General features: G+C 61.4%; 18 protein-coding genes. 3 read left to right on the top strand and 15 right to left on the bottom strand.

Annotated elements, in window-relative coordinates:
- Window position 1: 1 nt before the first annotated feature.
- Window positions 2–1,210, bottom strand: coding sequence for an RtcB family protein (locus tag AC54AG_RS22345; RefSeq protein WP_496631603.1), 1,209 nt, complete (start codon window positions 1,208–1,210; stop codon window positions 2–4).
- A 278-nt stretch (window positions 1,211–1,488) separates the two neighbouring features.
- Entirely contained in the window at window positions 1,489–2,433 is a 945-nt protein-coding gene (gene bla, locus AC54AG_RS22340) for a subclass B3 metallo-beta-lactamase (protein ID WP_496631602.1), read from the bottom strand.
- 124 nt (window positions 2,434–2,557) lie between these two features.
- Here bla and AC54AG_RS22335 point away from each other — a divergent pair, with 124 nt between their 5' ends.
- Window positions 2,558–3,361: a metallophosphoesterase family protein gene (locus AC54AG_RS22335; protein WP_496631601.1), complete on the top strand. Its 804-nt coding sequence runs from the start codon at window positions 2,558–2,560 to the stop codon at window positions 3,359–3,361.
- Here AC54AG_RS22335 and AC54AG_RS22330 read toward each other — a convergent pair.
- Window positions 3,358–3,885, bottom strand: coding sequence for a dihydrofolate reductase family protein (locus AC54AG_RS22330; protein WP_496631600.1), 528 nt, complete (start codon window positions 3,883–3,885; stop codon window positions 3,358–3,360). The genes AC54AG_RS22335 and AC54AG_RS22330 overlap by 4 nt on opposite strands.
- Window positions 3,886–3,926: 41 nt before the next feature.
- On the opposite strand from AC54AG_RS22330, the gene AC54AG_RS22325 reads away from it, so the two are divergent.
- Window positions 3,927–4,523 carry a TetR/AcrR family transcriptional regulator gene (locus tag AC54AG_RS22325; protein WP_496631599.1) on the top strand — a complete coding sequence of 199 codons (597 nt, stop codon included), beginning with the start codon at window positions 3,927–3,929 and terminating at the stop codon, window positions 4,521–4,523.
- 30 nt (window positions 4,524–4,553) lie between these two features.
- Here the strand turns inward: AC54AG_RS22325 and AC54AG_RS22320 are convergent, their stop codons facing one another.
- The 6 genes from AC54AG_RS22320 to AC54AG_RS22295 all read right to left on the bottom strand — a co-directional run bounded on the left by AC54AG_RS22320 (window position 4,554) and on the right by AC54AG_RS22295 (window position 11,061).
- Window positions 4,554–5,231, bottom strand: a complete 678-nt coding sequence (locus AC54AG_RS22320; RefSeq protein ID WP_496631598.1) for a type 1 glutamine amidotransferase domain-containing protein — start codon at window positions 5,229–5,231, stop codon at window positions 4,554–4,556.
- Window positions 5,232–5,253: 22 nt separating this feature from the next.
- Window positions 5,254–6,417 (bottom strand): iron-containing alcohol dehydrogenase, encoded by a 1,164-nt coding sequence (locus AC54AG_RS22315; RefSeq protein WP_319992200.1) that lies wholly within the window; start codon window positions 6,415–6,417, stop codon window positions 5,254–5,256.
- A gap of 91 nt (window positions 6,418–6,508) precedes the next feature.
- On the bottom strand, window positions 6,509–7,117 hold the full coding sequence (locus tag AC54AG_RS22310; protein WP_496631597.1) for a TetR/AcrR family transcriptional regulator: 609 nt from the start codon (window positions 7,115–7,117) through the stop codon (window positions 6,509–6,511).
- A 66-nt stretch (window positions 7,118–7,183) separates the two neighbouring features.
- Window positions 7,184–8,593: an HdeD family acid-resistance protein gene (locus tag AC54AG_RS22305; RefSeq protein WP_496631596.1), complete on the bottom strand. Its 1,410-nt coding sequence runs from the start codon at window positions 8,591–8,593 to the stop codon at window positions 7,184–7,186.
- Window positions 8,594–8,833: 240 nt separating this feature from the next.
- Entirely contained in the window at window positions 8,834–10,090 is a 1,257-nt protein-coding gene (locus AC54AG_RS22300) for a low temperature requirement protein A (RefSeq protein WP_496631595.1), read from the bottom strand.
- Window positions 10,091–10,203: 113 nt separating this feature from the next.
- Window positions 10,204–11,061 carry an oxidoreductase gene (locus AC54AG_RS22295; RefSeq protein WP_496631675.1) on the bottom strand — a complete coding sequence of 286 codons (858 nt, stop codon included), beginning with the start codon at window positions 11,059–11,061 and terminating at the stop codon, window positions 10,204–10,206.
- A 112-nt stretch (window positions 11,062–11,173) separates the two neighbouring features.
- Between AC54AG_RS22295 and AC54AG_RS22290 the strand changes: the two genes are divergently transcribed.
- Window positions 11,174–12,115, top strand: a complete 942-nt coding sequence (locus AC54AG_RS22290; protein ID WP_496631594.1) for a LysR family transcriptional regulator — start codon at window positions 11,174–11,176, stop codon at window positions 12,113–12,115.
- A gap of 140 nt (window positions 12,116–12,255) precedes the next feature.
- Here AC54AG_RS22290 and AC54AG_RS22285 read toward each other — a convergent pair whose 3' ends face one another.
- From AC54AG_RS22285 to AC54AG_RS22260, 6 genes are all read right to left on the bottom strand, one after another.
- Window positions 12,256–13,035 (bottom strand): enoyl-CoA hydratase, encoded by a 780-nt coding sequence (locus AC54AG_RS22285; RefSeq protein ID WP_072457016.1) that lies wholly within the window; start codon window positions 13,033–13,035, stop codon window positions 12,256–12,258.
- 73 nt (window positions 13,036–13,108) lie between these two features.
- Window positions 13,109–14,305, bottom strand: a complete 1,197-nt coding sequence (locus AC54AG_RS22280; RefSeq protein WP_034753391.1) for an acetyl-CoA C-acyltransferase — start codon at window positions 14,303–14,305, stop codon at window positions 13,109–13,111.
- 60 nt (window positions 14,306–14,365) lie between these two features.
- Window positions 14,366–14,812 (bottom strand): PaaI family thioesterase, encoded by a 447-nt coding sequence (locus tag AC54AG_RS22275; RefSeq protein WP_034753657.1) that lies wholly within the window; start codon window positions 14,810–14,812, stop codon window positions 14,366–14,368.
- Between the two features lie 62 nt (window positions 14,813–14,874).
- Window positions 14,875–17,274 carry a 3-hydroxyacyl-CoA dehydrogenase/enoyl-CoA hydratase family protein gene (locus tag AC54AG_RS22270; RefSeq protein WP_072457014.1) on the bottom strand — a complete coding sequence of 800 codons (2,400 nt, stop codon included), beginning with the start codon at window positions 17,272–17,274 and terminating at the stop codon, window positions 14,875–14,877.
- A 14-nt stretch (window positions 17,275–17,288) separates the two neighbouring features.
- Window positions 17,289–19,079 (bottom strand): acyl-CoA dehydrogenase C-terminal domain-containing protein, encoded by a 1,791-nt coding sequence (locus tag AC54AG_RS22265; protein WP_496631593.1) that lies wholly within the window; start codon window positions 19,077–19,079, stop codon window positions 17,289–17,291.
- Between the two features lie 78 nt (window positions 19,080–19,157).
- On the bottom strand, window positions 19,158–19,760 hold the full coding sequence (locus tag AC54AG_RS22260; RefSeq protein ID WP_034753385.1) for a TetR/AcrR family transcriptional regulator: 603 nt from the start codon (window positions 19,758–19,760) through the stop codon (window positions 19,158–19,160).
- Between the last annotated feature and the right edge of the window lie 227 nt (window positions 19,761–19,987).

Genomic DNA, 19,987 nt, shown 5'->3' with positions numbered 1-19,987 from the left:
TTCAACCCTTGATGCAGACGACCTGGCGCAAGGTATGCACCACCTCCACCAGGTCGCTCTGGTGCGCCATCACGGCGTCGATATTTTTATAGGCGGCCGGAATCTCGTCGACCACGCCGCCATCCTTGCGGCATTCGATACCGGCAGTCTGCTCGGCCAGATCGAAGCGGTCGTAACGGCGCTTCGCCTCGCTGCGGCTCATGCTGCGCCCCGCTCCGTGCGAGCAGGAACACAACGACTCCGGGTTGCCCTTGCCGCGCACGATGAAGCTGCGCGCGCCCATGCTGCCGGGGATGATGCCCAGCTCCCCCTGCCGCGCCGAAATGGCGCCCTTGCGCGTCACGTACAAGTCGGCATTGCCATGCGTTTCGCGCGCGATGTAGTTGTGGTGGCAGTTGATGGCTTCTCCATCGAGCTGGAACGGCGGTGCAAACTTCGCCAGCGCGTCGAGCACGCGGCGCATCATCTCGCTGCGGTTGAGCAGCGCATAATCCTGCGCCCAGTCCACCGCTTCCACATAGTCGTCGAACATCGTGGAGCCTGCACTCAGGTATGCCAGATCCGCGTCCGGCAGCTGCAGCTGGTGGCGCCGCATGTCCTTCTGCGCGGCGGCGATGAAGTATCGGCCGATGGCGTTGCCGATGCCGCGCGAGCCCGAATGCAGCATGATCCATACCCGCTGCTCCTCGTCGAGGCAGATCTCGATGAAATGGTTGCCGCCGCCGAGGGTGCCGGCCTGGCAGATCCACGTGCGTTCGAACTGGCGCAGCATCTTGGCGATGCCGCGGTGACGCTCGACGATGTGCTCCAGGCGGCCGGCGAGGGGACGCGCGGTGCGTGCATGGCGCGAACCCTGCACGCGGCTCCAGTCGTGCTGCTCGAAACCGACGGGCACGTCCGCTTCGATGGCACTGCGCAGGCGCGCCAGGTTGTCGGGCAAGTCGCTGGCCGTCAGGGTGGTACGCACGGCGTTCATGCCGCAGCCGATGTCCACGCCCACGGCGGCCGGAATGATGGCGCCGCGCGTGGGAATCACGCTGCCGACGGTGGCGCCGATGCCGGCATGCACATCGGGCATGGCCGCCACATATGGATGGACGATGGGCAGGCTGGCGATATTGTGCAGCTGGCGCAATGCCTGCGCGTCGATATCGTCGGTAAAAATATGCACGGGCACATGGGCGCCGCGCAGGGTCTGATGAATGGGCATAACGGTGTTCCTGATGTCTGCGTTATGCCGGGGTCCTGGTAAACCAAAAAACCCCGGCGAGTTTCCTCACCGGGGTTTTCAAGGACCCGGCTCGGGATCGGCAAGATGCCGGTGGCCCCGAGCGTCATGCGCGGGGCTAGTGGAAGTACGACTTGCTGCCAGCCTGCTCGAACATGGGTATCCTTTCTTTTGTTGGGTTAATCTGCACTGCGGACGATGATTCTGCACCGGATGCTGCAGTGCGTCAACCGCTTTTCATGGCGAACGCGCCAACGTTGTTATTTTGTCGCAGCCGCTTTTTCCTTGGCGATGCGCGCATCGAGCTTCGCTTCATTTTTGGCCGCGTAGCTGCTGCACGCCTGCGTATCGATGAAGGGATTCGGCGTGACGCCTTCCAGCAATTGCGTCAGCTTGCGGTCGCCGCCGGAATGGTCGGGATGGGCCGAGATCAGGATGTCGCATGGCAGTTTGGCGAAGTCCTGCATGACGCGGCGGAAGGCCGGCGTCAGGTCAGCATGGCGTTCATCGCCCAGGTAGTGAAAATCGTCGGCCGCCACCGGCGTGAGGCTGGCGCCAAACACGACGTTCAGGCAGTCCGTACGCTCCGCATCCTCGCACGACACCCAGGTCCAGCTGGTGCTGCCTGGCGTATGGCCGGGCGTGTAGCGCGCCGTAACGGTCACGTCGCCCAGCTGCAGGGTTTCGCCATCGGCGATTTCGCGCACGTTTTCCACGGCCGGCATGGGGTCGATTTCGCCCGCTTGCGGGTCCATGGCGAGCACCGAGCCCGCGCGCAGCGCCTGCGCGCCGAGCGGGCTGGCGACCACTTGCGCACCGCTGTCGCGGGCCAAGGCGGCAATGCCGCCTGAATGGTCGAAATGCGCTTCCGTATTCAGGATGAACTTGATGTCTTCCAGGCGAAAGCCCAGCTCGAGGATATGCTCCTTGATGGCGGCCACCGATTGCGGCAACGCGCCGTCGATGAGGATCAAGCCCTCGCGCGTATCGATCAGCACCACGCTCAAGCCGCCCACGCCCACGTAATACGTGTCGCCGTGGATGCGTGCCGGCTGCTGCGGGCGGTTCCATTGCGCCGCATACGGCGAGGCGATCGGCTGCGTCAAGGGATCGATGGCAGGCGTTTCCGCATGTGCGGCAAACGGCAGCGCCATGGCGGCCAGCGCGATGCTGAGCAAGGACTTGGGAAGGAAGAAAGGCGGCATGCGGCTCCAGGGTAAGTTGCGGTAATCGATGCCACAGGGTAACGTCGCTACCCTCGCGCGGTCAAGCAGACGGGCGCGGCAACTTGCGCTACGATAGAGGCCCAGTCACTGCTCCCCTATTGCCATGCGTTTGCTGATCCTGTCCGACCTGCACCTGGAAGTCTGGGGTGACGACACACCCGCCATCGACCTTGCCGCCTGCCGACCCGACGTGGTGATCCTGGCCGGCGACATCGACACGGGCAGTAACGCCATCGCCTGGGCCGCGCGCACCTTCGGCGCCCTGCCCGTGCTGTACGTGCATGGCAACCATGAAGGCTATGGCCACCAGCTCGAACACATGCAGGACGCCGTGCGCGACGCCTGCGCCAGCGCCAATGCGCGCGGCGCCAACGTCCGCCTGCTCGACGGCGACGCGGTGACGCTCGGCGGCATGCGCTTCCTCGGCATCACGCTGTGGACGGATTTTCTGCTGTTTGGTGCGGAGCGCCAGGAAGAAGCGATGGTTGCGGCACAAAGTTACATGCCCGACTACAAGCGCATCAGCACGGGCGGCGACACGCCGCGCCTCTTGTGCGCCAGCGACACGGCGCAGCTGCACGTACAGCACCGCGCCTGGCTGGAACGGCAGCTGGCGCAACCGTTCGATGGCAAGACGGTCGTCATCACGCACATGGCGCCCTCGATGCTGTCGGTGGAAGAGCAATACGCGACAAATCTCGGCTCGCCTGCGTTTGCCTCGCAGCTCGATGCACTGGTGGCGCAGGCGGACCTGTGGGTGCATGGCCACATGCATGCCTCGCTCGACTACCGCGTCCAGGATTGCCGCGTCGTGTGCAACCCTTGCGGCTACAAGCGGCCCGACGGCACGCCGGAAAATGAACGCTACGATCCCGGCTTCATCGTCGATATCGCCAGCGCGGGCTAATTTTTCCGATAGCGCAGTTGCACCACGCCGCTGGGCAGCTGGCGCGTGCCGTCCAGGCGCCAGTCGCTGCGCGGCAAGCCGTCCTCGAACAGGCGCACGCCCTTGCCCAGCACCACGGGCAGCACGGACAAGGTCAGGCTGTCGATGATCCCCTCACGCAAACCGGCGCGGATAACGGCGCCGCCATCGAGATACACGTGGCGGCAACCCTCTTCCGCCAGCGCCTCCAGCACGTCCCGCACGCTGCCTTCGCGGCGCTGCTCGCCATGGCACGGCGCGAAGCCGCGGTGGCTCAATACCTGCACGCGCTTGCCCGCATACGGCCACGGTTCGAACCCCAGCACGGCGTCATACGTGGTGCGGCCGATCAGCAAGGTATCGACCTGCTCCATCAATGCCGTGTAGCCGGTGGCATCGGGCGAGTCGGGCGCCAGTTCGGCCAGCCAGGACAGGTCGCCGTTCTCTCCCGCGATGCAGCCATCGAGGCTGATACCGAGAAAAACGCTGACGAAAGTTTTTTGCATGGGTGCTCCTTGATTTAATTCTACAGTGTAGAATTATGCCCATGAAAACCCAAAAACTTCAAGCCACCGAATCTCCCGTGCGCCGCGCCGGGCGTCCGCGCCGCACCAAGCCCGCGCTGGATAGCGCCGCCATCCTGCAAGCGGCCCTGGCCCTGCTGGAAGAAAAAGGCGATGCGTTTTCCATGCGCGCACTGGCGCAGAGCCTGGGCGTCGACGCCATGGCCTTGTATCACTACTACGCGGGGAAAGAGGAACTGTTGCTGGCCTTGATGGCGCAGCGTTTTGCCGCACTCGATCCGCAGCAGCCGCCATTTACGCGGCGCCAGGCAGCGCCACGGCGTGTGCTCGCGCTGTGCGCGCTGTACCTGGAACTGGTCAGCGCCACGCCGTATTTCGTGCGCCTGATGGCGCGCGGGCTGGTGGAGCAAGCCGACGTGGCCCAGCGGTTCACGGCGCTGTTTGAGCAAGCCCTCGAAGGCCTCGCGCTTGACAAAAAAACCCGGCTGCGCGGGCGCGATACGCTCGTCGATTTCCTGCACGGCTATGCGCTGGCGGGCAGGCCGGCCAGCGAGACGCAATGGCACGCCTCGGTCGGCCTGATCCTGGCGGGCATGGCCGCTGGACACACTGCTGTGTGACGACGAGCGGCCGGACGCACTACCCTGGCATCAGCCCAGCAGCTTGAGCAGCGCCTGCGCGGCCGCTTCAGACGATGCGGGATTCTGGCCCGTGACCAGCAAGCCATCGGTGACGGCGTACGGCTGCCAGTCGCCCAGCTTCGAGTAGACGCCGCCGTTTTGCTTGAGCATGTCCTCGACGAGGAAAGGCACGATGGCCGTCAAGCCGACGGCGTCTTCCTCGGTATTCGTAAAGCCCGTCACCTGCTTGCCGCGCACCAGCGGCGTGCCATCGGCTGCCTTCACGTGGCGCAGCACGCCGGGCGCATGGCAGACGGCGGCGACAGGCTTGCCGGCGGCGATCATCTGCTCGATCAGCGCGATCGAGTGCGGGTCTTCGGCCAGGTCCCACAGCGGGCCATGGCCGCCCGGGTAAAACACGGCATCAAAGTCGGCTGCCCTTACGTCGGCCAGCTTGCCCGTGTTGGCCAGCACAGCTTGCGCATCGGCGTCCTGCTTGAAGCGGCGCGTGGCGTCCGTTTGCGAATCCGGCTCGTCGCTTTTCGGGTCCAGCGGCGGCTGGCCGCCGTGGGGCGACACTACCGTCAGCTTCGCGCCCGCTTCTTTCAGGGCATAGTAGGGTGCGGCGAATTCTTCCAGCCAGAAGCCGGTTTTCTTGCCGGTATTACCGAGTTGGTCGTGCGAGGTCAGTACCATCAGGATGTTCATGTTGTGTCCTTTTATGTCAGGGTTACAGTGCTGCTTCGAGGATACGGCGGCTGCGCGCGAGGTCGATATCGCGGTGTTCGCCGAGTGAGGTCATGCCATGTGCTTTCAATTGTTTCAGTACCGCTTCCACCGCTTCCTGGCCCAGCTGATAGGCCGACAAACGGGTCGGGATGCCCAGGCCTTCAAAGAAGGCGCGCGTGCGGGCGATGGCGGTATCGATGCGCTCGTCGTCGCTGCCCTCCGTGATGTTCCAGACACGTTCGCCATACTGTAGCAATTTGCCGCGTTTCTGCTCGCGCTGTACGTCCAGCAGGGCCGGCAGCACCAGCGCCAGGGTGCGCGCATGGTCGATGTCGTACAGAGCCGTCAGTTCGTGGCCGATCATGTGGGTGGCCCAGTCCTGCGGCACGCCCGCGCCGATCAAGCCATTCAGGGCCAGGGTGGCGGTCCACATCAGGTTGGCGCGAGTCGCATAATCGTCGGGCGAAGCGACCGCCTGCGGCGCGATCTCGACGAGCGTTTGCAGCAAGCCTTCGGCAAAGCGGTCCTGCACCATCGCCTGCACCGGATAGGTCAGATACTGCTCCGTCGTGTGGACAAAGGCGTCGACCAGGCCATTGGCCACCTGCGTGGCCGGCAAGGTGAAGGTCTTGCTGGGGTCGAGTACGGAAAACTGCGGGTACAGCAGCGGATTACGGAAACTCAGCTTGGCATGCGTGGCTTTTTTCGTCACCACGCCGCCGCTGTTCATTTCCGAGCCCGTGGCAGGCAAGGTCAGCACCGTGCCGAACGGCAAGGCGCGCTGCACATTGGCGCCGCCGCGCTCGGCGATTTCCCACGGCTCGCCGTCGTACAGGGCGGCTGCGGCGACGAACTTGGTGCCATCGATCACGGAGCCGCCGCCGACGGCCAGCAGGAAGTCCACTTTCTCGCTGCGCACCTGGGCGACGGCGCGCATCAGGGTTTCATAGCTGGGATTGGGTTCGATGCCGCCAAACTCCTGCACGCTGCGCTGGCCCAGCGCAAGCGCAGCTCGCACTTCGGCCAGGGTGCCGGTCTTTTCCGCGCTGGCGCCGCCGTACAAAATCAGCACGCGCGCATCATGCGGCACCAAGATGGACAATTTGGCGACGGTGTCGGCGCCGAACACGATCTTCGTCGGGTTATGGAATTCAAAATTCTTCATGCTGCTGCTCCCTTATTATTAGACTGGTCGTCTAGAATGCAGTTCAAAAAATGCGGACGTGGTGCGTCCGCTTGTTTGCTTGGTTTGCTGCCTATCGGTCGCTGTCCGGCGGCAGCTGCAACATCGCCAGGGTCGCACGCCAGGCCGTTTGCAAGGCGCTGGCGTCGCGCCGCAGCTTGGTCAGCATGGCCGCACCCAGCCACAGCTGGTACAAGGTGGCGGCCATCTGCGCCGGATCGGCCACCGATGGCAAGGTATCGTCCACCCTGCCGCGCGCGATGGCCAGGGCCAGTCTGGCGATGATGCGGTGGGTGCCGTCGAGCAGCGCCACGCGCATCGGCTCCGACATGTCCGCCACTTCACTACTCAGCTTGACCACCAGGCAGCGGCAATCGCAGCCGCTGCCGTCGAGGCTTGCACTGGTCCAGCTGGCCCAATACGCCATCAGCGCCTGCGCCGCGTTCTGGCCCGGCTGGCCCAGCACGAGCTCCATTTCGTCCAGGTAGCCGGTGACGTAATCTTCCAGCATCGCTTCTCCAAACAATTCCTTGGACTTGAAGTAATGGTAGAACGAGCCCTTGGGCACGTCGGCGGCCGACAGGATCTCGTTCAGCCCCACCCCGGCAAAACCCTTGCGCGTGATGATGGCCTTGCCTTGGTCGATAATGTGCTGGCGCACGTCGATGTATTCAGCTTTCATGCGAGGCATTGTAGCACAATTAGACCAGTCGTCTAGACCCTTCTATTTCAATGCAGCAGCGGCGACCTACGCGCGCTTGTCACGCATGGCGTCTTCAGCAGGCTGCTCGCGAAGATCAACGGCGCCATGATCCTGGGCGCGCCATTCGCGGCGCAATTGCGCCATCCGGCTGAAGGCGGTCCTTGCCAATTTCCACCAGGCGAACGGACGCGGGTCGGCCAGCATGCTGAGCGCTCGGGAGTAATCGAGCGTCAGCCCGGGCGTCCACGCCATCGTCACGGCACGCTTGCGGATCTGGGCGGCGACCCACAGTTCCGGCGTCGCCAGGATGCGGAAAAACACTCTCCAGCCTGCGCGCTCCCCGTACAGGCGGCCAACGGCGCCGTCGATAGCCGCTTCCAGAGCCCGGGCGACGGTACTGGAACAATTGCGATGCGTGAGATTGTAAGTCGCGTCCTCGCGATAATGGCGCCAGAAAGACTGCAGCTGGCGCGGGTCGTAATTCCGGATACGGACCTGAACGGTGGACGGGCACCATGCCTTCGACTCTGTCGCGTAATCGGGCTGGAATACACCCGGTACGTCATTCTCGCGGGTGGCGCGCAGCAGGCGCCCGAAATCGTCGGGCGAACGGTCAATCTCCACACTCGGATACAGGCTGATATAAATACCCTCCGGCGACTCCAATGCCGCATGCCCGGTGGAGATCACGCCGTTGACATCGACCGCGGCGATATAGCGGTCGACGATCGGGTAATTCTGGGTGGGCGACTTGGCTGAACCGGAAGGCGTCCAGACGTGCACCGTCAGCGCCTGCTCATGGTCCGCGGGAGGACCTTCCCACTCCACTTGCGTGAATGCGGAAGCAAGCTGCTCATCCGGCTGAACGTCAGGCCGCACCGATTCCGACAGCGCCGGGTTATCGCTCATGCGGCGAACACGGGCGGCCAGGGCGATCAAGTTGGCGCCGCCAAACATCAGGAACAAGCCCAGGCAATACGGCAGTGTGCCGACATAATGCGTCGGGTAGGGCTGATAAAAGAAAATGGCCAGCGCAATCTCGGCCACACCCCAAGAGAAGGCCACGCGCCAGCGGCGATAGCGGACCATGTAAGCGGAAATGCACTGTATCAGCCCATCGGCGAGAAACAGCGTCCCAAAAATCATCGATAACAGGAAATTGCCATGGTGGTGACCGGCGAAGATCAGCATCGCGGCCAGCACGACGGCGCAGCCTTTCACGTATCGCAGGATGCGTTGGCCGCCGACGCCGGTCCATGCCACAGCCAGCGTTGCCAGGCCTTCGGCCAGGAACAGGTAAGCAAAGAAATTGATCGGGAAGTACAGTGCGTTATCGAGTGCGTCGATAAATATGACCAGGCCTGCGATCAACCATATCAATCCGATCAACAGGATACCGCGCCAGCGCTTGCGTAGATATTCGACGCCCAATAACAGCAACACCAATCGAATCATGAATGCTCCTCCTGTTTTTAACTGCAGCAGCAATACTCGAACAATACGCATTAACTGGCCGTCATGGCTGTGAAAGCGTATGGCTACGGACTCTCACATCATTTGAGAATGACAATTGTCGCAATCAATGAATTAGCGTAAAAAAATGAAATTCTTCAGAAAAGTATCATAAAAGATAAAAATGTCAGGTTTGCTTGCCGGCAGCCCTATCAACAGCATGCAATCGGTTCGCGCACTGCGTCACACATTAACGGATGTGAGCATTTCGTCCTGGTGACGGTGTCCCAAGACTTCATAGCCGACGACCGTGATGACCGGTGCAAAGAGCAGAATACCGAGACATTCAACGATATTCGCGCCAAAGATCGCCGCCATGATCGCTGTCGCGATGACGATGGCTGTTGCAAGCAAAAGCCATATATGCAGTTGGTCGAAGCGGCGCACAAGAAAATAGTGGAGCGCATAAATCAAGGCGAGGAAAATGGTCACGGGAATCGCGGTGGCGAGCAGGGCCGGGAGTGTGCCGATATGGGCCTTGTTTTCAATCAGGTTCGCCGCGACGTCAAGGCCAGCCCCCGTTGCCACAATAGATGCAATGATCAGTATCTGCCCATAGCTCCAGATGAAAGCGCGTGAGCGATGCACGTGCAGCACATTTGCCGACGGCAGAATGGAATACACCCACCACATGCCAAAGGTCAGTCCGACACCTGCAAGGCAAGCGAGCGCCGTTTCCAGTGTCCAGCCCTGGTGCTCTATTTCGGCAGACAAAGTCGCGACCGTACCGACCAACCCTTCACCCAAGGCAAGGATGGCGAACAGGCTGTAGCGTTCGGCAATGTGCTCCGCGTGCCAGGGCGTACCGCCATCCTTGCGCTCCGCCAGCACGGGGCCGGCGAACTCGATGAGAAACCAGATGACAACGAGGGCAATGGTCACGCCCATCGAGAAAGGGAAAAGAATAATCGCTATCCAGCCTATCTGGGCAATCGCAATGGCGGCGGCATAGCTGAGGCACGTGCGGCGCCGTGCGACGTCTTGCCTCGCTGCCCGCAACCATTGACATATCATCGCCACGCGCATGATCACGTAGCCGAGTACCATCACCGAGTTATCGAGCTGCTGGCCGTGTTCGAGGGAAGAGAACAGGCGCGGCAAACCGACCGCCAGCACCAGCACACCCGTCATCTGCACCATGGTGGTGATGCGAAAAATCCAGTCGTCAGTGTCGTAGGCGGATGCAAACCACGTGAAATTGAACCAGGCCCAGCAGATGCAGAGGCTCGAAAATCCAAATCCGATAAGCGCGCTGGCGTAATGGCCTGCCGCGAGTGCGTGTGCGAACTGTGCAGCGGCAAACGCAAAGCATGTGACGAAAGTCAGGTCGAATAACAATTCCAGAGACGATGCGACACGGTGCGGCTCGTGCGGATCGCGTCCTGACATCCGCCGTATGTGATGGTGGAGAACTTTGCCAACAGAATCAGATGTGCTCATGCGTTATTCCTTGCCAGCGAACGCGATATCAATAATGGTTTCAAGAATCGGGGGATGCAGCTGCAAACCGCTTATATGGGCAAATTCAGGCATGGCCCCCCGGTCAAACTCTGTCAGGCGGGAAAATCCGTCGATGCGGAGAGCTCGCGCCACGTCTCCATTTCCTGTGCCACAAAGGCGTTTTTTGCGGCAATCGCAGCCAGCGTATCGGTGCCCATGGGAAGGCGCAGTGGCGGATTGGGCGCGTCGGCAAGGCGGAGCATGGCGGCCGCCAATTTTTTGGGATCACCGGGCTGATTGTGGTTCAGCGCTAACGCTTGTCTGCGCACGGCGCCCGAAGTCGCCGCGTAATCCCCAATTTCATCGGGTGCTACGAGCAGCGATGAGGCATCGAGGAAATCGGTGCGGAAATAACCTGGTTCAACGATGGTGGCGTGAATGCCCAGTGGCTTGAGTTCGGTATGCATGGCTTCCGTGATGCCTTCGACGGCAAATTTTGTCGATGAGTACACCCCGAACCCTGCCGCAGCCTGATAGCCGCCGATCGATGAAATATTGATCACGTGACCGGAACGCTGCGCCCGCATTGTGGGCAGCACGGCGCGCGTCACGTTCAGCAAGCCGAAGACATTCGTGTCAAACATCCGTCTCACATCCGCATCGCCAGACTCTTCCACGGCAGCCAGCAGACCGAAGCCCGCATTATTGACGAGCACGTCAATACGCCCAAAATGTTCCAGCGCAACACGCACGCCCAGCCTGATTTGCTCCTCATTCGTCACGTCGAGCGCAAGCGGCAGCAACGCGGCGGATGTGCCAAGCCGCTCGACGACCGCTGCCGCGTTACGCCCGGTTGCGACCACCGCATTGCCGTCCGCCAGTGCCGCCTCTGCAATCAATGCGCCGATGCCCCTGGATGCACCGGTGATCAACCAGACGCGCTTGAATTCGTGCTGTTGAACGTTCTTCATCATTCTGCTCCCGAGGTGCTTAAAAGGCGAATGATAGAAGCAAAAATTGGCATGAACTAGTGGTCAAATGCTAGAATGATAATCAACTAAAACTTGCTAATCATTCTCGCTCATGAACGATATCCGCGCCATTACCGTCTTCGTCCGCACGGCAACGCTGGGCAGTTTGCGGCGCGCGGCCATCGACCAGGGCATCTCGCCGCAGGCGGCCAGCCAATCGGTGATCCAGCTGGAAAAATCACTTGGCGTGCGCCTGTTCCACCGCACCACACGCAAGCTGAGTTTGACGGAAGAAGGCCAGCGCCTGTTCGAGAGCGTGAAACCGGCACTGGCCATACTGTCGTCGTCCCTCGACGAAGCGCGCCGGTCAAAGGAAGAAGTGAACGGGATATTGCGCATCAACGCTGCCCAGTCGCTGGGGCTGTCCGTGCTTTGGCAATTTTTCGAATTATTCCACCAGTCCCATCCCAAAGTGCAGCTCGACATCCAGCTCGATGACCAGTTCACCGATCTGGTGAGCGGACGCGCCGATGTCGGTTTCCGGGGTGGACCGCCGCCCTCGGGAGCGTCGATTGCGCGGCGGCTCGTGCCCATTCAGTTGATCGTTTGCGCATCGCCGGACTACATTCAGCGCCACGGCGCTCCTCGGACGATAGACGAACTGAGCCAGCACAGCTGCACCGGCTATCGGTGGGCAAATACAGGCAAGGTCGCCCAATGGCAGTTCCAGATCGGCGATGAAATTGTGCATCGGGACATACCGGCCGTCATTTGCGTGAATGACACCGCGATGGAGACACGGGCGGTGTTATCGGGTCTTGGCATTGGACAGCTAGGGAGTTTCGAGGCGATGCCGCATATCCGTAGCGGCCGGCTCGTGCCTTTGCTCATGCAGCATGTCAGCGAGTGCGGCGCCATCTATATCTACTATGGGCATCGGGCGGAACAGTCTCTGCGGGTGAGGACTTTTATTGATTTCATGATCGAGAAACTCGCTGACAACCGCGCATTCTTCCTCGATAGCTCGGAATTGGCCGCTTCCATCCCTCGTTGAAGGCACATCCTCCTACGCAGGCCGGGGGCTGAGAAAAATCCATTCGATGAATTGCGGCAGCACCGGCCACCGCATTCTCATCACCGATCATCATGTCCAAATCAGATGGTGCCGGGTCCGACGAGATGTCAGGCCCTGCCTTATGCAAACTGTTTGAAATCCGGCTTGCGTTTTTCAAAGAAGGCCGTAAACGCTTCCTTCGCCTCGGCGCCACCCAGCATGGCGCTGAACAGTTTGTTTTCCTCGGCGATGGCCGCCTTCATCGGCTCCATGCGGCTTTGCTTCATCAATCGCTTGGTGGCGCGGATGGAGGCCGCTGGCAGGGCTACCAGCTTGGCCGCCTGGCCTTGCGCGTACGTCATCAAGTCGTACAGGGGCACGACTTTCGAGACCAGGCCCATTTCCAGCGCTTCGCTGGCAGGGAACGCTTCGCCCAGCATCAGCTTTTCCGCCGCGCGCGGGTAGCCGGCCAGTTGCGTGAGCAGCAGGCTGGAGCCGAATTCCGGGCACAGGCCCAGCTGCGTGAACGGCATCGAGAAGCTGGCGTTGTCGGCCGCGTAGACGAGGTCGCAATGCATCAGCAAGGTGGTACCGATGCCGATGGCGGGACCGGAAACAGCCGCCACCACGGGCTTGCTGCTGCCGTACAGGGCACGCATGAACTGGAACACGGGACGGTCATGGTCGAGCGAGCCATCCTTCGGGCGCGCCGTCTTCATGAAGTCGTCGAGGTCGTTACCGGCCGTGAAAATCTCGCGCTTGCCGCAGATCAGGATGGCGCGCACTTCATCATCGGTCTCGGCCGCCACCAGCGCGTCGGCCAGGGTCTGGTACATGGCACCCGTGATCGCATTCTTGCGTTCCAGGCGGTTGAATTCCAGGGTCAGGATGCCCTCGCTCTTGCTGCACAAAATATCCATGTCGTCTCCAAAAAGATAAAGGGCGCCGGGGTAATCCCGCAGCGCCCTGTTTTATTGCTTTAGCCCGTCGAACTTATACGCGTTCGAAAATACCTGCCGCGCCCATGCCGGCGCCCACGCACATCGTGACCATGCCGTACTTCTGCTTGGTGCGCTGCAACGCGTGGATCACGGTGGCGGCGCGGATGGCACCGGTCGCGCCCAGCGGGTGGCCCAGGGCGATCGCGCCGCCCATCGGGTTGACCTTCGATGGGTCCAGGCCCAGGTCGCCGATGACGGCCAAGGCTTGGGCGGCAAACGCTTCGTTCAGCTCGATCCAGTCCAGCTGGTCTTGCGTGATGCCGGCGGCGGCGCATGCCGCGGGAATGGCGAATTTAGGACCGATGCCCATGATTTCCGGCGGCACGCCGCGCACGGCGAACGAGGAGAATTTCGCCAGCGGGGTCAGGTTGTGCTCGCGCAGGATTTTTTCGCTGACGATCAAGAGCGCACCGGCGCCGTCGGACATCTGCGAGCTGTTGGCGGCCGTGACGGAACCCTTGGCGGCGAACACAGGCTTCAGTTTTGCCAGCGACTCCATCGACGAATCGGCGCGCGCGCCTTCGTCCGTGTCGACGGTGCGGCGCGTCACATCGACCTGGCCGGTGGCCAGGTTCGGCGTGCGCGTGATGATTTCCACTGGCGTCGTTTCCGCCTTGAAGAAGCCGGCTTGCTGCGCGGCGATGGCGCGGCGGTGCGATTCAACGGAGAACGCGTCCTGCTGTTCGCGCGACACTTTCCATTGCTGCGCCACTTTTTCGGCCGTCAGGCCCATGCCGTAAGCCATGCCGATGTTCTCGTCGCTGAACATGTCCAGGTTCATCGATGGGTGGTGGCCCATCATCGGTACCATCGACATCGATTCGATGCCGCCGGCGATCATGACGTCGGCTTCGCCCACGCGGATGCGGTCGGCCGCCATGGCGATGGCCGTGATGCCCGAAGCGCAGTAACGGTTGACGGTGACGCCGCCAACGGTTTTCGGCAAGCCGGCCAGCAGCACCGAGTTACGCGCGATATTGAAGCCCTGCTCCGCTTCCGGGAACGAGCAGCCGATGATGGCGTCGGTGATCAATGCAGGGTCCAGGCCAGGCGCTTGCGCCAGGGCCGATTGCAGCACGCGCACCAGCAGGTCGTCCGGGCGGGTGTTCTTGAACATGCCGCGCGGCGCCTTGCCGATCGGGGTGCGGGTTGCAGAGACGATGTACGCGTCTTGAAGTTGTTTGCTCATTTTATGCTTTCAAAGATGTTGAACGAGGTTCGTGTTCTGTCGAATGTCCGGGATGCTGGCCTATCGCTTCTGCGACAAATACCAGTCCACCGTCACCTGTGCCGCCAGCGTGCCTTCGGCGTCGAAAATATCGACTGCCACGGGAAACGCCACCTTGCCATCCTGCGCCAGCTGCGCCTTCAAGGCAGCCAGGTCGCCCGGTACCCGGCCTTCGGCGCGCGTCGCGCCCCGGGCCACCTTCTGATACTGGATGCGCGACTCCTTGGCCACCGGGCGCAAGCCCAGTATCAGCTCGGCGAAGCCGCCAGCCATGGCCGCGCCGGAAGCCGTTTCGGCCAGGGTAAACAAGGCGCCCGCATGCTGCGTGCCCAGGTGATTATTCAGTTTTGGATCTTCCGGCATCGACACCTTCGAGGTGCCGGCGCCGATGTCGTCGATACTGATCCCCAGCAGCCGCACGAAGGGCAAGGTGTCCATCATCTGTTGTTTGATACGGTCATACACCATGCTTGGCCTCACGCGCAGCAATACTTTAAAAATAATGGACAGGATCGCCATCGACGTCAGGCTTAGTTGCGTACCGGCTTACCGGTTTGCATCATGCCCATGATCCGTTCCTGGGTTTTCGGATGGTTCAACAGCTCCAGGAATGCCTTGCGTTCCATATCCAGCAGCCACTGTTCGCTGACGAAGCTGCCCTGGTCCACGTCGCCGCCCGATACGATCTCGGCGATCATCTCGCCCAGCTTGAAATCGTGCGCCGAAATGAAGCCGCCGTCGCGCATGTTGACCAGCTGCGCCTTGATGGTGCCCCAGCCGTAACGGCCCGTCACCTGGATCAGCGACGGCAGTTGCGGACGGAAGCCGGCATCGAACATGGCGCGCGCTTCGACCTTGGCCACATGCAGCAGCTCGTAGGCGTTGAACACGATCACGTCGTCTTCCTTCAGGTAGCCCATTTTTTTGGCTTCCAGCGCCGACTTCGACACGTTGGCGGTGGCTGCGTTGGTGAAACCCGTCTTCAGGAATTGCAGGATGTCGTTACCCTTGGCTTCCTTGTAGGCGCGCTGCGCCGCTTCCTTCAAGCCGCCGCCGGCAGGAATCAGGCCCACGCCCACTTCCACCAGGCCGATGTACGACTCGATCGAGGCCACGCGCTTCGATGCGTGCAGGGCCAGTTCGCAACCGCCGCCCAGTGCCAGGCCAGCGACCGCGGCGATCACCGGCACGTTCGCGTATTTCAGCGACATGAAGGTGTTCTGCAGTTCGGCGATGATCGGATCGACGGCTTTCACGCCGCCTTGCATGAACGCCGGCAAGGCCGATTGCAGGTCGGCGCCGGCCGAGAAGGCGCCGCCTTCGGCTGCATCGGCGTGCCAGATCACCAGGCCCTTGAAATTCTTTTCAGCTTCCGCCAATGCGAGTTTGAGTCCGTTAATCACGCCTTCGCCGATCACGTGCATCTTGGTCTTGAACGAGATGATCAGGACGTCGTCACCCGTATGCCAGACGCGCACGGATTCGTCTTCGAAGACGGTGGTGCCGGCGGTCTTGCCGTCGATGGCGCCACTGCCCAGGACGGGCGCGCGGAATGGCTGGCGGTCATACACGGACAGGGTCGAGCGTGGCACGAAGCTGTTCGACACGGCGGAGTACGAACCTTCCGGCGTATGCACGCCGCCTTTTTCAGCGACCGGACCTTCGAAGACCCAGGCTGGCAGCGGTGCGTTGCACAGCGCGTGGCCGGCGTCGATGTCTTCCTTGACCCAGTTGGCCACTTGCAGCCAGTTCGATGCCTGCCACGTTTCAAACGGACCGACGTTCCAGCCGAAGCCCCAGCGCATGGCGAAGTCGATGTCACGCGCATTGTCGGCCACGGTGTCGAGGTGAATGGCGATGTAGTGGAAAGCGTCGCGGAAGATCGCCCACAGGAACTGGCCTTGCGGGTTCGTCGATTCGCGCAGCGCCTTCATCTTCTTGACCGGATCCTTTTCTTTCAGGATGCGGGCAATGATGTCGGCGGCCTTGGCGCCGCCGGCCACGTATTCACCGGTGGCGAAATCGAGGCGTTGAATTTCCTTGCCGACCTTCTTGTAGAAGCCTGCGCCGCTCTTCTGGCCCAGCGCGCCTTTTTCCACCAGCTGCGCCAGCACGGCCGGCGTCTTGTAGACGGCGGCGAACGGATCGTTCGGCAGGTAGTCCTGCATGGTCTTGATCACATGGCCCATGGTGTCCAGGCCGACCACGTCCGCCGTGCGGAAGGTGCCCGACTTGGCGCGGCCCAGCTTGGCGCCAGTCAAATCATCGACGACGTCCACGGACAGGCCGAATTTTTCAGCTTCGTGCACGATGGCCAGGATGCCGAACACGCCAACGCGGTTGGCGATGAAGTTCGGCGTATCCTTGGCGCGTACCACGCCCTTGCCCAGGGTGGTGGTCAAAAAGCCTTCCAGCTGGTCGCTGATTTCAGGCTTGGTGAACTCGGTCGGGATGATTTCGACCAGGTGCATATAGCGCGGCGGGTTGAAGAAGTGCACGCCGCAGTAGCGCGATTTCAGGTCGGCGTCGAAGCCTTCGGCCAGCTTGGTGATCGACAGGCCCGAGGTGTTCGAGGCGAAGATCGCGTTCGGGCCGATGTGCGGAGCGACCTTCTGGTACAGGTCGTGTTTCCAGTCCATGCGCTCGGCGATGGCTTCGATGATCAGGTCGCAACCGGCCAGCAGGTCCAGGTTGTCTTCGTAGTTGGCTACCTGGATCAGCGCCGCATCATCCTTGTTGCCCAGCGGGGCAGGCGACAGCTTTTTCAGGTTCTCGATGGCACGCAGCACGATGCCATTCTTTGGACCTTCCTTCGCTGGCAGGTCGAACAGCACGACCGGCACTTTCGCGTTGATGCAATGGGCGGCGATCTGCGCACCCATCACGCCGGCGCCGAGGACGGCTACTTTTTTAACGATGAAATTGGTCATATTTTCCTCAAGTCTTAGAACAGGTCTGCGTCGAGTGCCATCAGGTTGGCCGAACCGGAACGCGCCTGACGGATCAGGGTTGCCGTTTCAGGCTGCAAGCGGGCGAAGTAGAAACGTGCGGTAGCCAGTTTGGCGGTGTAGAACTTGTCGCCGCTGGATTCTTTTTCGAGGGCGATCTTGGCCATCTGCGCGAACAGATAGCTGTAGATCATGTGGCCGACGACGCGCAGGTAAGGCACGCATGCCGCGCCCACTTCGTCCGGATTCTGGAAGGCCTTCATGCCGATTTCCATGGTCAGCTTGGTGACTTTGTCGCCCAGGTCGCCCAGTGGCGTGACGAATTCGTTCATCGCTTCATCGGTGCCGTTGTCTTCGACGAAAGCCTTGATCTTTTCGCCGAACTTGCGCAGCTTGGCGCCGTTGTCGCCGAGGATCTTGCGGCCCAACAGGTCCAGCGACTGGATCGTGTTCGTGCCTTCATAGATCATGTTGATGCGCGCGTCGCGCACATACTGTTCCATGCCCCATTCCGAGATGTAGCCGTGGCCGCCGAACACTTGCATCGCGTCCGAAGTGGCGATCCAGGCGTTGTCGGTGATGAAGGCCTTGATGACAGGGGTCAGCAGCGCCACTTCGTCGGCCGCTTCCTTGCGCACGTCGGCGTCGGGGTGGTGCAGTTCGCGGTCGATCTGCAGCGCCACGTACGAGGTGAAAGCGCGCGCGCCTTCGGCGTAGGCTTTGCCCGTCAGCAGCATGCGGCGCACGTCAGGGTGCACGATGATGCGGTCGGCCGGCAGTTCCGGGTTCTTGATGCCGGACAGCGAACGCATTTGCGTGCGGTCCTTGGCGTAGATCAGCGCGTTCTGGTAGGCGATTTCCGTCAGGCCCAGCGACTGCATGCCCACGCCCAGGCGGGCCGCGTTCATGAAGACGAACATGGCGTTCAAGCCCTTGTTCGGCTGGCCGATGATCCAGCCTTTCGCGCCGTCCAGGTTCATCTGGCAGGTCGAGTTGCCGTGGATGCCCATTTTTTCTTCGATGGCGCCGCAGGTGATCGGGTTGCGTTCACCGACCGTGCCGTCCGCGTTCGGCAGGAATTTCGGCACCAGGAACAGCGAGATGCCTTTCGAGCCTTCCGGCGCGTCCGGCACGCGGGCCAGCACCAGGTGCAGGATGTTTTCCGCCATGTCGTGCTCGCCGGCCGAGATGAAGATCTTGTTGCCGGTGATGGTCCAGGAACCGTCCGCCTCAGGCAGCGCTTTCGAGCGCAGCAGGCCCAGGTCGGTGCCGCAGTGCGGTTCAGTCAGGCACATGGTGCCAGTCCATTCGCCCGACACCAGTTTCGGCAGGTAGACTTCCTTCTGGTGGTCGGTGCCGTGTTCCTTCAGGCACTCGTAGGCGCCGTGCGACAGGCCCGGGTACATGGACCAGGCCTGGTTCGACGAGTTCAGCATTTCATAGAACGAATTGTTCAGCACGACAGGCAAGCCCTGGCCGCCGTATTCCGGATCGCAAGCCAAGGCTGCCCAGCCGCCTTCGACGTACTGCTTGTAGGCTTCCTTGAAACCTTTAGGCGTGGTCACGTTTTTCGTGACGGGGTCGTGGTGGCAGCCTTCGCGGTCGCCGGAGTGGTTCAGCGGGAACAAGACTTCGGAGGTGAATTTGCCGCCCTCTTCCAGCACCTGGTTGATGATGTCGGCGTCGACGTCGGCGTACGACGGCATTTGCTTCAGTTCTTCTTCCACTTGCAGGAACTCATGCAGGACGAATTGCATATCCCGGATTGGCGCGACGTATTGACCCATAATTTTCTCCTGAAGGCGATTAGCTAAAGTGTTGTACTTGTAAGTGCGTGTGCGTTGTTGCGGATACTGCCTGACAGCTTATTTGCTTGTGACGGAATTCTGGTACGACGCCAGCAGGCGGATAAAGCCAGCTTGCGCCCGTTCGATGCTGCCCGGCACGCGCAGGAAGCGCGCGTCGTGATGCAGGGCCAGGATCAGGCCATACATCTCGTACACCAGCTGCTGGGCGTCCGTGTCCGCTTTCAGGTCGCCCGTGGCGATCGATTGCTCGACACAGCGCAGCAGCGCGCCCTGCCAAGCCCGCACCATGGCCACGAGGGCCTCGCGGATGGGACCGGGACGGTCGTCATACTCAACGGCGCCGCTGATATAGATGCAGCCGGAAGCGATTTCCACGCTGACCCGCTTGACCCAGCGCGCAAACATCGATTGCAGGCGCTGGATGCCGCGTGGTTCTTTCATGCTGGGGAAAAAGACTTCTTGCTCGAAACGATAGTGGTAGAGCTTCAGCACTTCCATCTGCAAGTCTTCGCGCGAGCCAAAGTGGGCAAACACGCCCGACTTGCTCATGTTCATTTTGTCCGCAAGCAGCCCGATGGTCAGGCCTTCCAGGCCGTCGCGGCTGGACAGGTCCAGCGCCACGTCGAGGATGGCTGCACGGGTCAGTTCGCCCTTGCGCATGAATTTGACTGAAGTATTCAAGAGGTCCGTTCTCAAAGTGATGTTGCCGATCTGGCGGACTGAAGCGAGGGTAAAAAAAAGCACGCTTCGAAAAAATCCGAACGCTCGTACTATTATCCACTACCACGTAAAAGTCAAACGGGAACTTTAGAGCCGGTGTTCTATTGGTGCGGCGCAGCATTTTTTAGCCGCGTGTTTGTAGCGATTTCAGGCAGGCAAAAGCGGCG

This window comes from Janthinobacterium sp. BCJ23, from assembly GCF_059617945.1.
The sequence above is the reverse complement of the archived record's forward strand: the minus strand, read 5'-3'. Positions and strand labels throughout refer to the sequence as shown.

What these genes read in the sequence shown, in the direction of transcription:
- AC54AG_RS22345 (WP_496631603.1), bottom strand. Translation starts at nt 1,210, where the DNA reads ATGCCCATTCATCAGACCCTGCGCGGCGCCCATGTGCCCGTGCATATT.
- bla (WP_496631602.1), bottom strand. Translation starts at nt 2,433, where the DNA reads ATGCCGCCTTTCTTCCTTCCCAAGTCCTTGCTCAGCATCGCGCTGGCC.
- AC54AG_RS22335 (WP_496631601.1), top strand. Translation starts at nt 2,558, where the DNA reads ATGCGTTTGCTGATCCTGTCCGACCTGCACCTGGAAGTCTGGGGTGAC.
- AC54AG_RS22330 (WP_496631600.1), bottom strand. Translation starts at nt 3,885, where the DNA reads ATGCAAAAAACTTTCGTCAGCGTTTTTCTCGGTATCAGCCTCGATGGC.
- AC54AG_RS22325 (WP_496631599.1), top strand. Translation starts at nt 3,927, where the DNA reads ATGAAAACCCAAAAACTTCAAGCCACCGAATCTCCCGTGCGCCGCGCC.
- AC54AG_RS22320 (WP_496631598.1), bottom strand. Translation starts at nt 5,231, where the DNA reads ATGAACATCCTGATGGTACTGACCTCGCACGACCAACTCGGTAATACC.
- AC54AG_RS22315 (WP_319992200.1), bottom strand. Translation starts at nt 6,417, where the DNA reads ATGAAGAATTTTGAATTCCATAACCCGACGAAGATCGTGTTCGGCGCC.
- AC54AG_RS22310 (WP_496631597.1), bottom strand. Translation starts at nt 7,117, where the DNA reads ATGAAAGCTGAATACATCGACGTGCGCCAGCACATTATCGACCAAGGC.
- AC54AG_RS22305 (WP_496631596.1), bottom strand. Translation starts at nt 8,593, where the DNA reads ATGATTCGATTGGTGTTGCTGTTATTGGGCGTCGAATATCTACGCAAG.
- AC54AG_RS22300 (WP_496631595.1), bottom strand. Translation starts at nt 10,090, where the DNA reads ATGAGCACATCTGATTCTGTTGGCAAAGTTCTCCACCATCACATACGG.
- AC54AG_RS22295 (WP_496631675.1), bottom strand. Translation starts at nt 11,061, where the DNA reads ATGAAGAACGTTCAACAGCACGAATTCAAGCGCGTCTGGTTGATCACC.
- AC54AG_RS22290 (WP_496631594.1), top strand. Translation starts at nt 11,174, where the DNA reads ATGAACGATATCCGCGCCATTACCGTCTTCGTCCGCACGGCAACGCTG.
- AC54AG_RS22285 (WP_072457016.1), bottom strand. Translation starts at nt 13,035, where the DNA reads ATGGATATTTTGTGCAGCAAGAGCGAGGGCATCCTGACCCTGGAATTC.
- AC54AG_RS22280 (WP_034753391.1), bottom strand. Translation starts at nt 14,305, where the DNA reads ATGAGCAAACAACTTCAAGACGCGTACATCGTCTCTGCAACCCGCACC.
- AC54AG_RS22275 (WP_034753657.1), bottom strand. Translation starts at nt 14,812, where the DNA reads ATGGTGTATGACCGTATCAAACAACAGATGATGGACACCTTGCCCTTC.
- AC54AG_RS22270 (WP_072457014.1), bottom strand. Translation starts at nt 17,274, where the DNA reads ATGACCAATTTCATCGTTAAAAAAGTAGCCGTCCTCGGCGCCGGCGTG.
- AC54AG_RS22265 (WP_496631593.1), bottom strand. Translation starts at nt 19,079, where the DNA reads ATGGGTCAATACGTCGCGCCAATCCGGGATATGCAATTCGTCCTGCAT.
- AC54AG_RS22260 (WP_034753385.1), bottom strand. Translation starts at nt 19,760, where the DNA reads ATGCGCAAGGGCGAACTGACCCGTGCAGCCATCCTCGACGTGGCGCTG.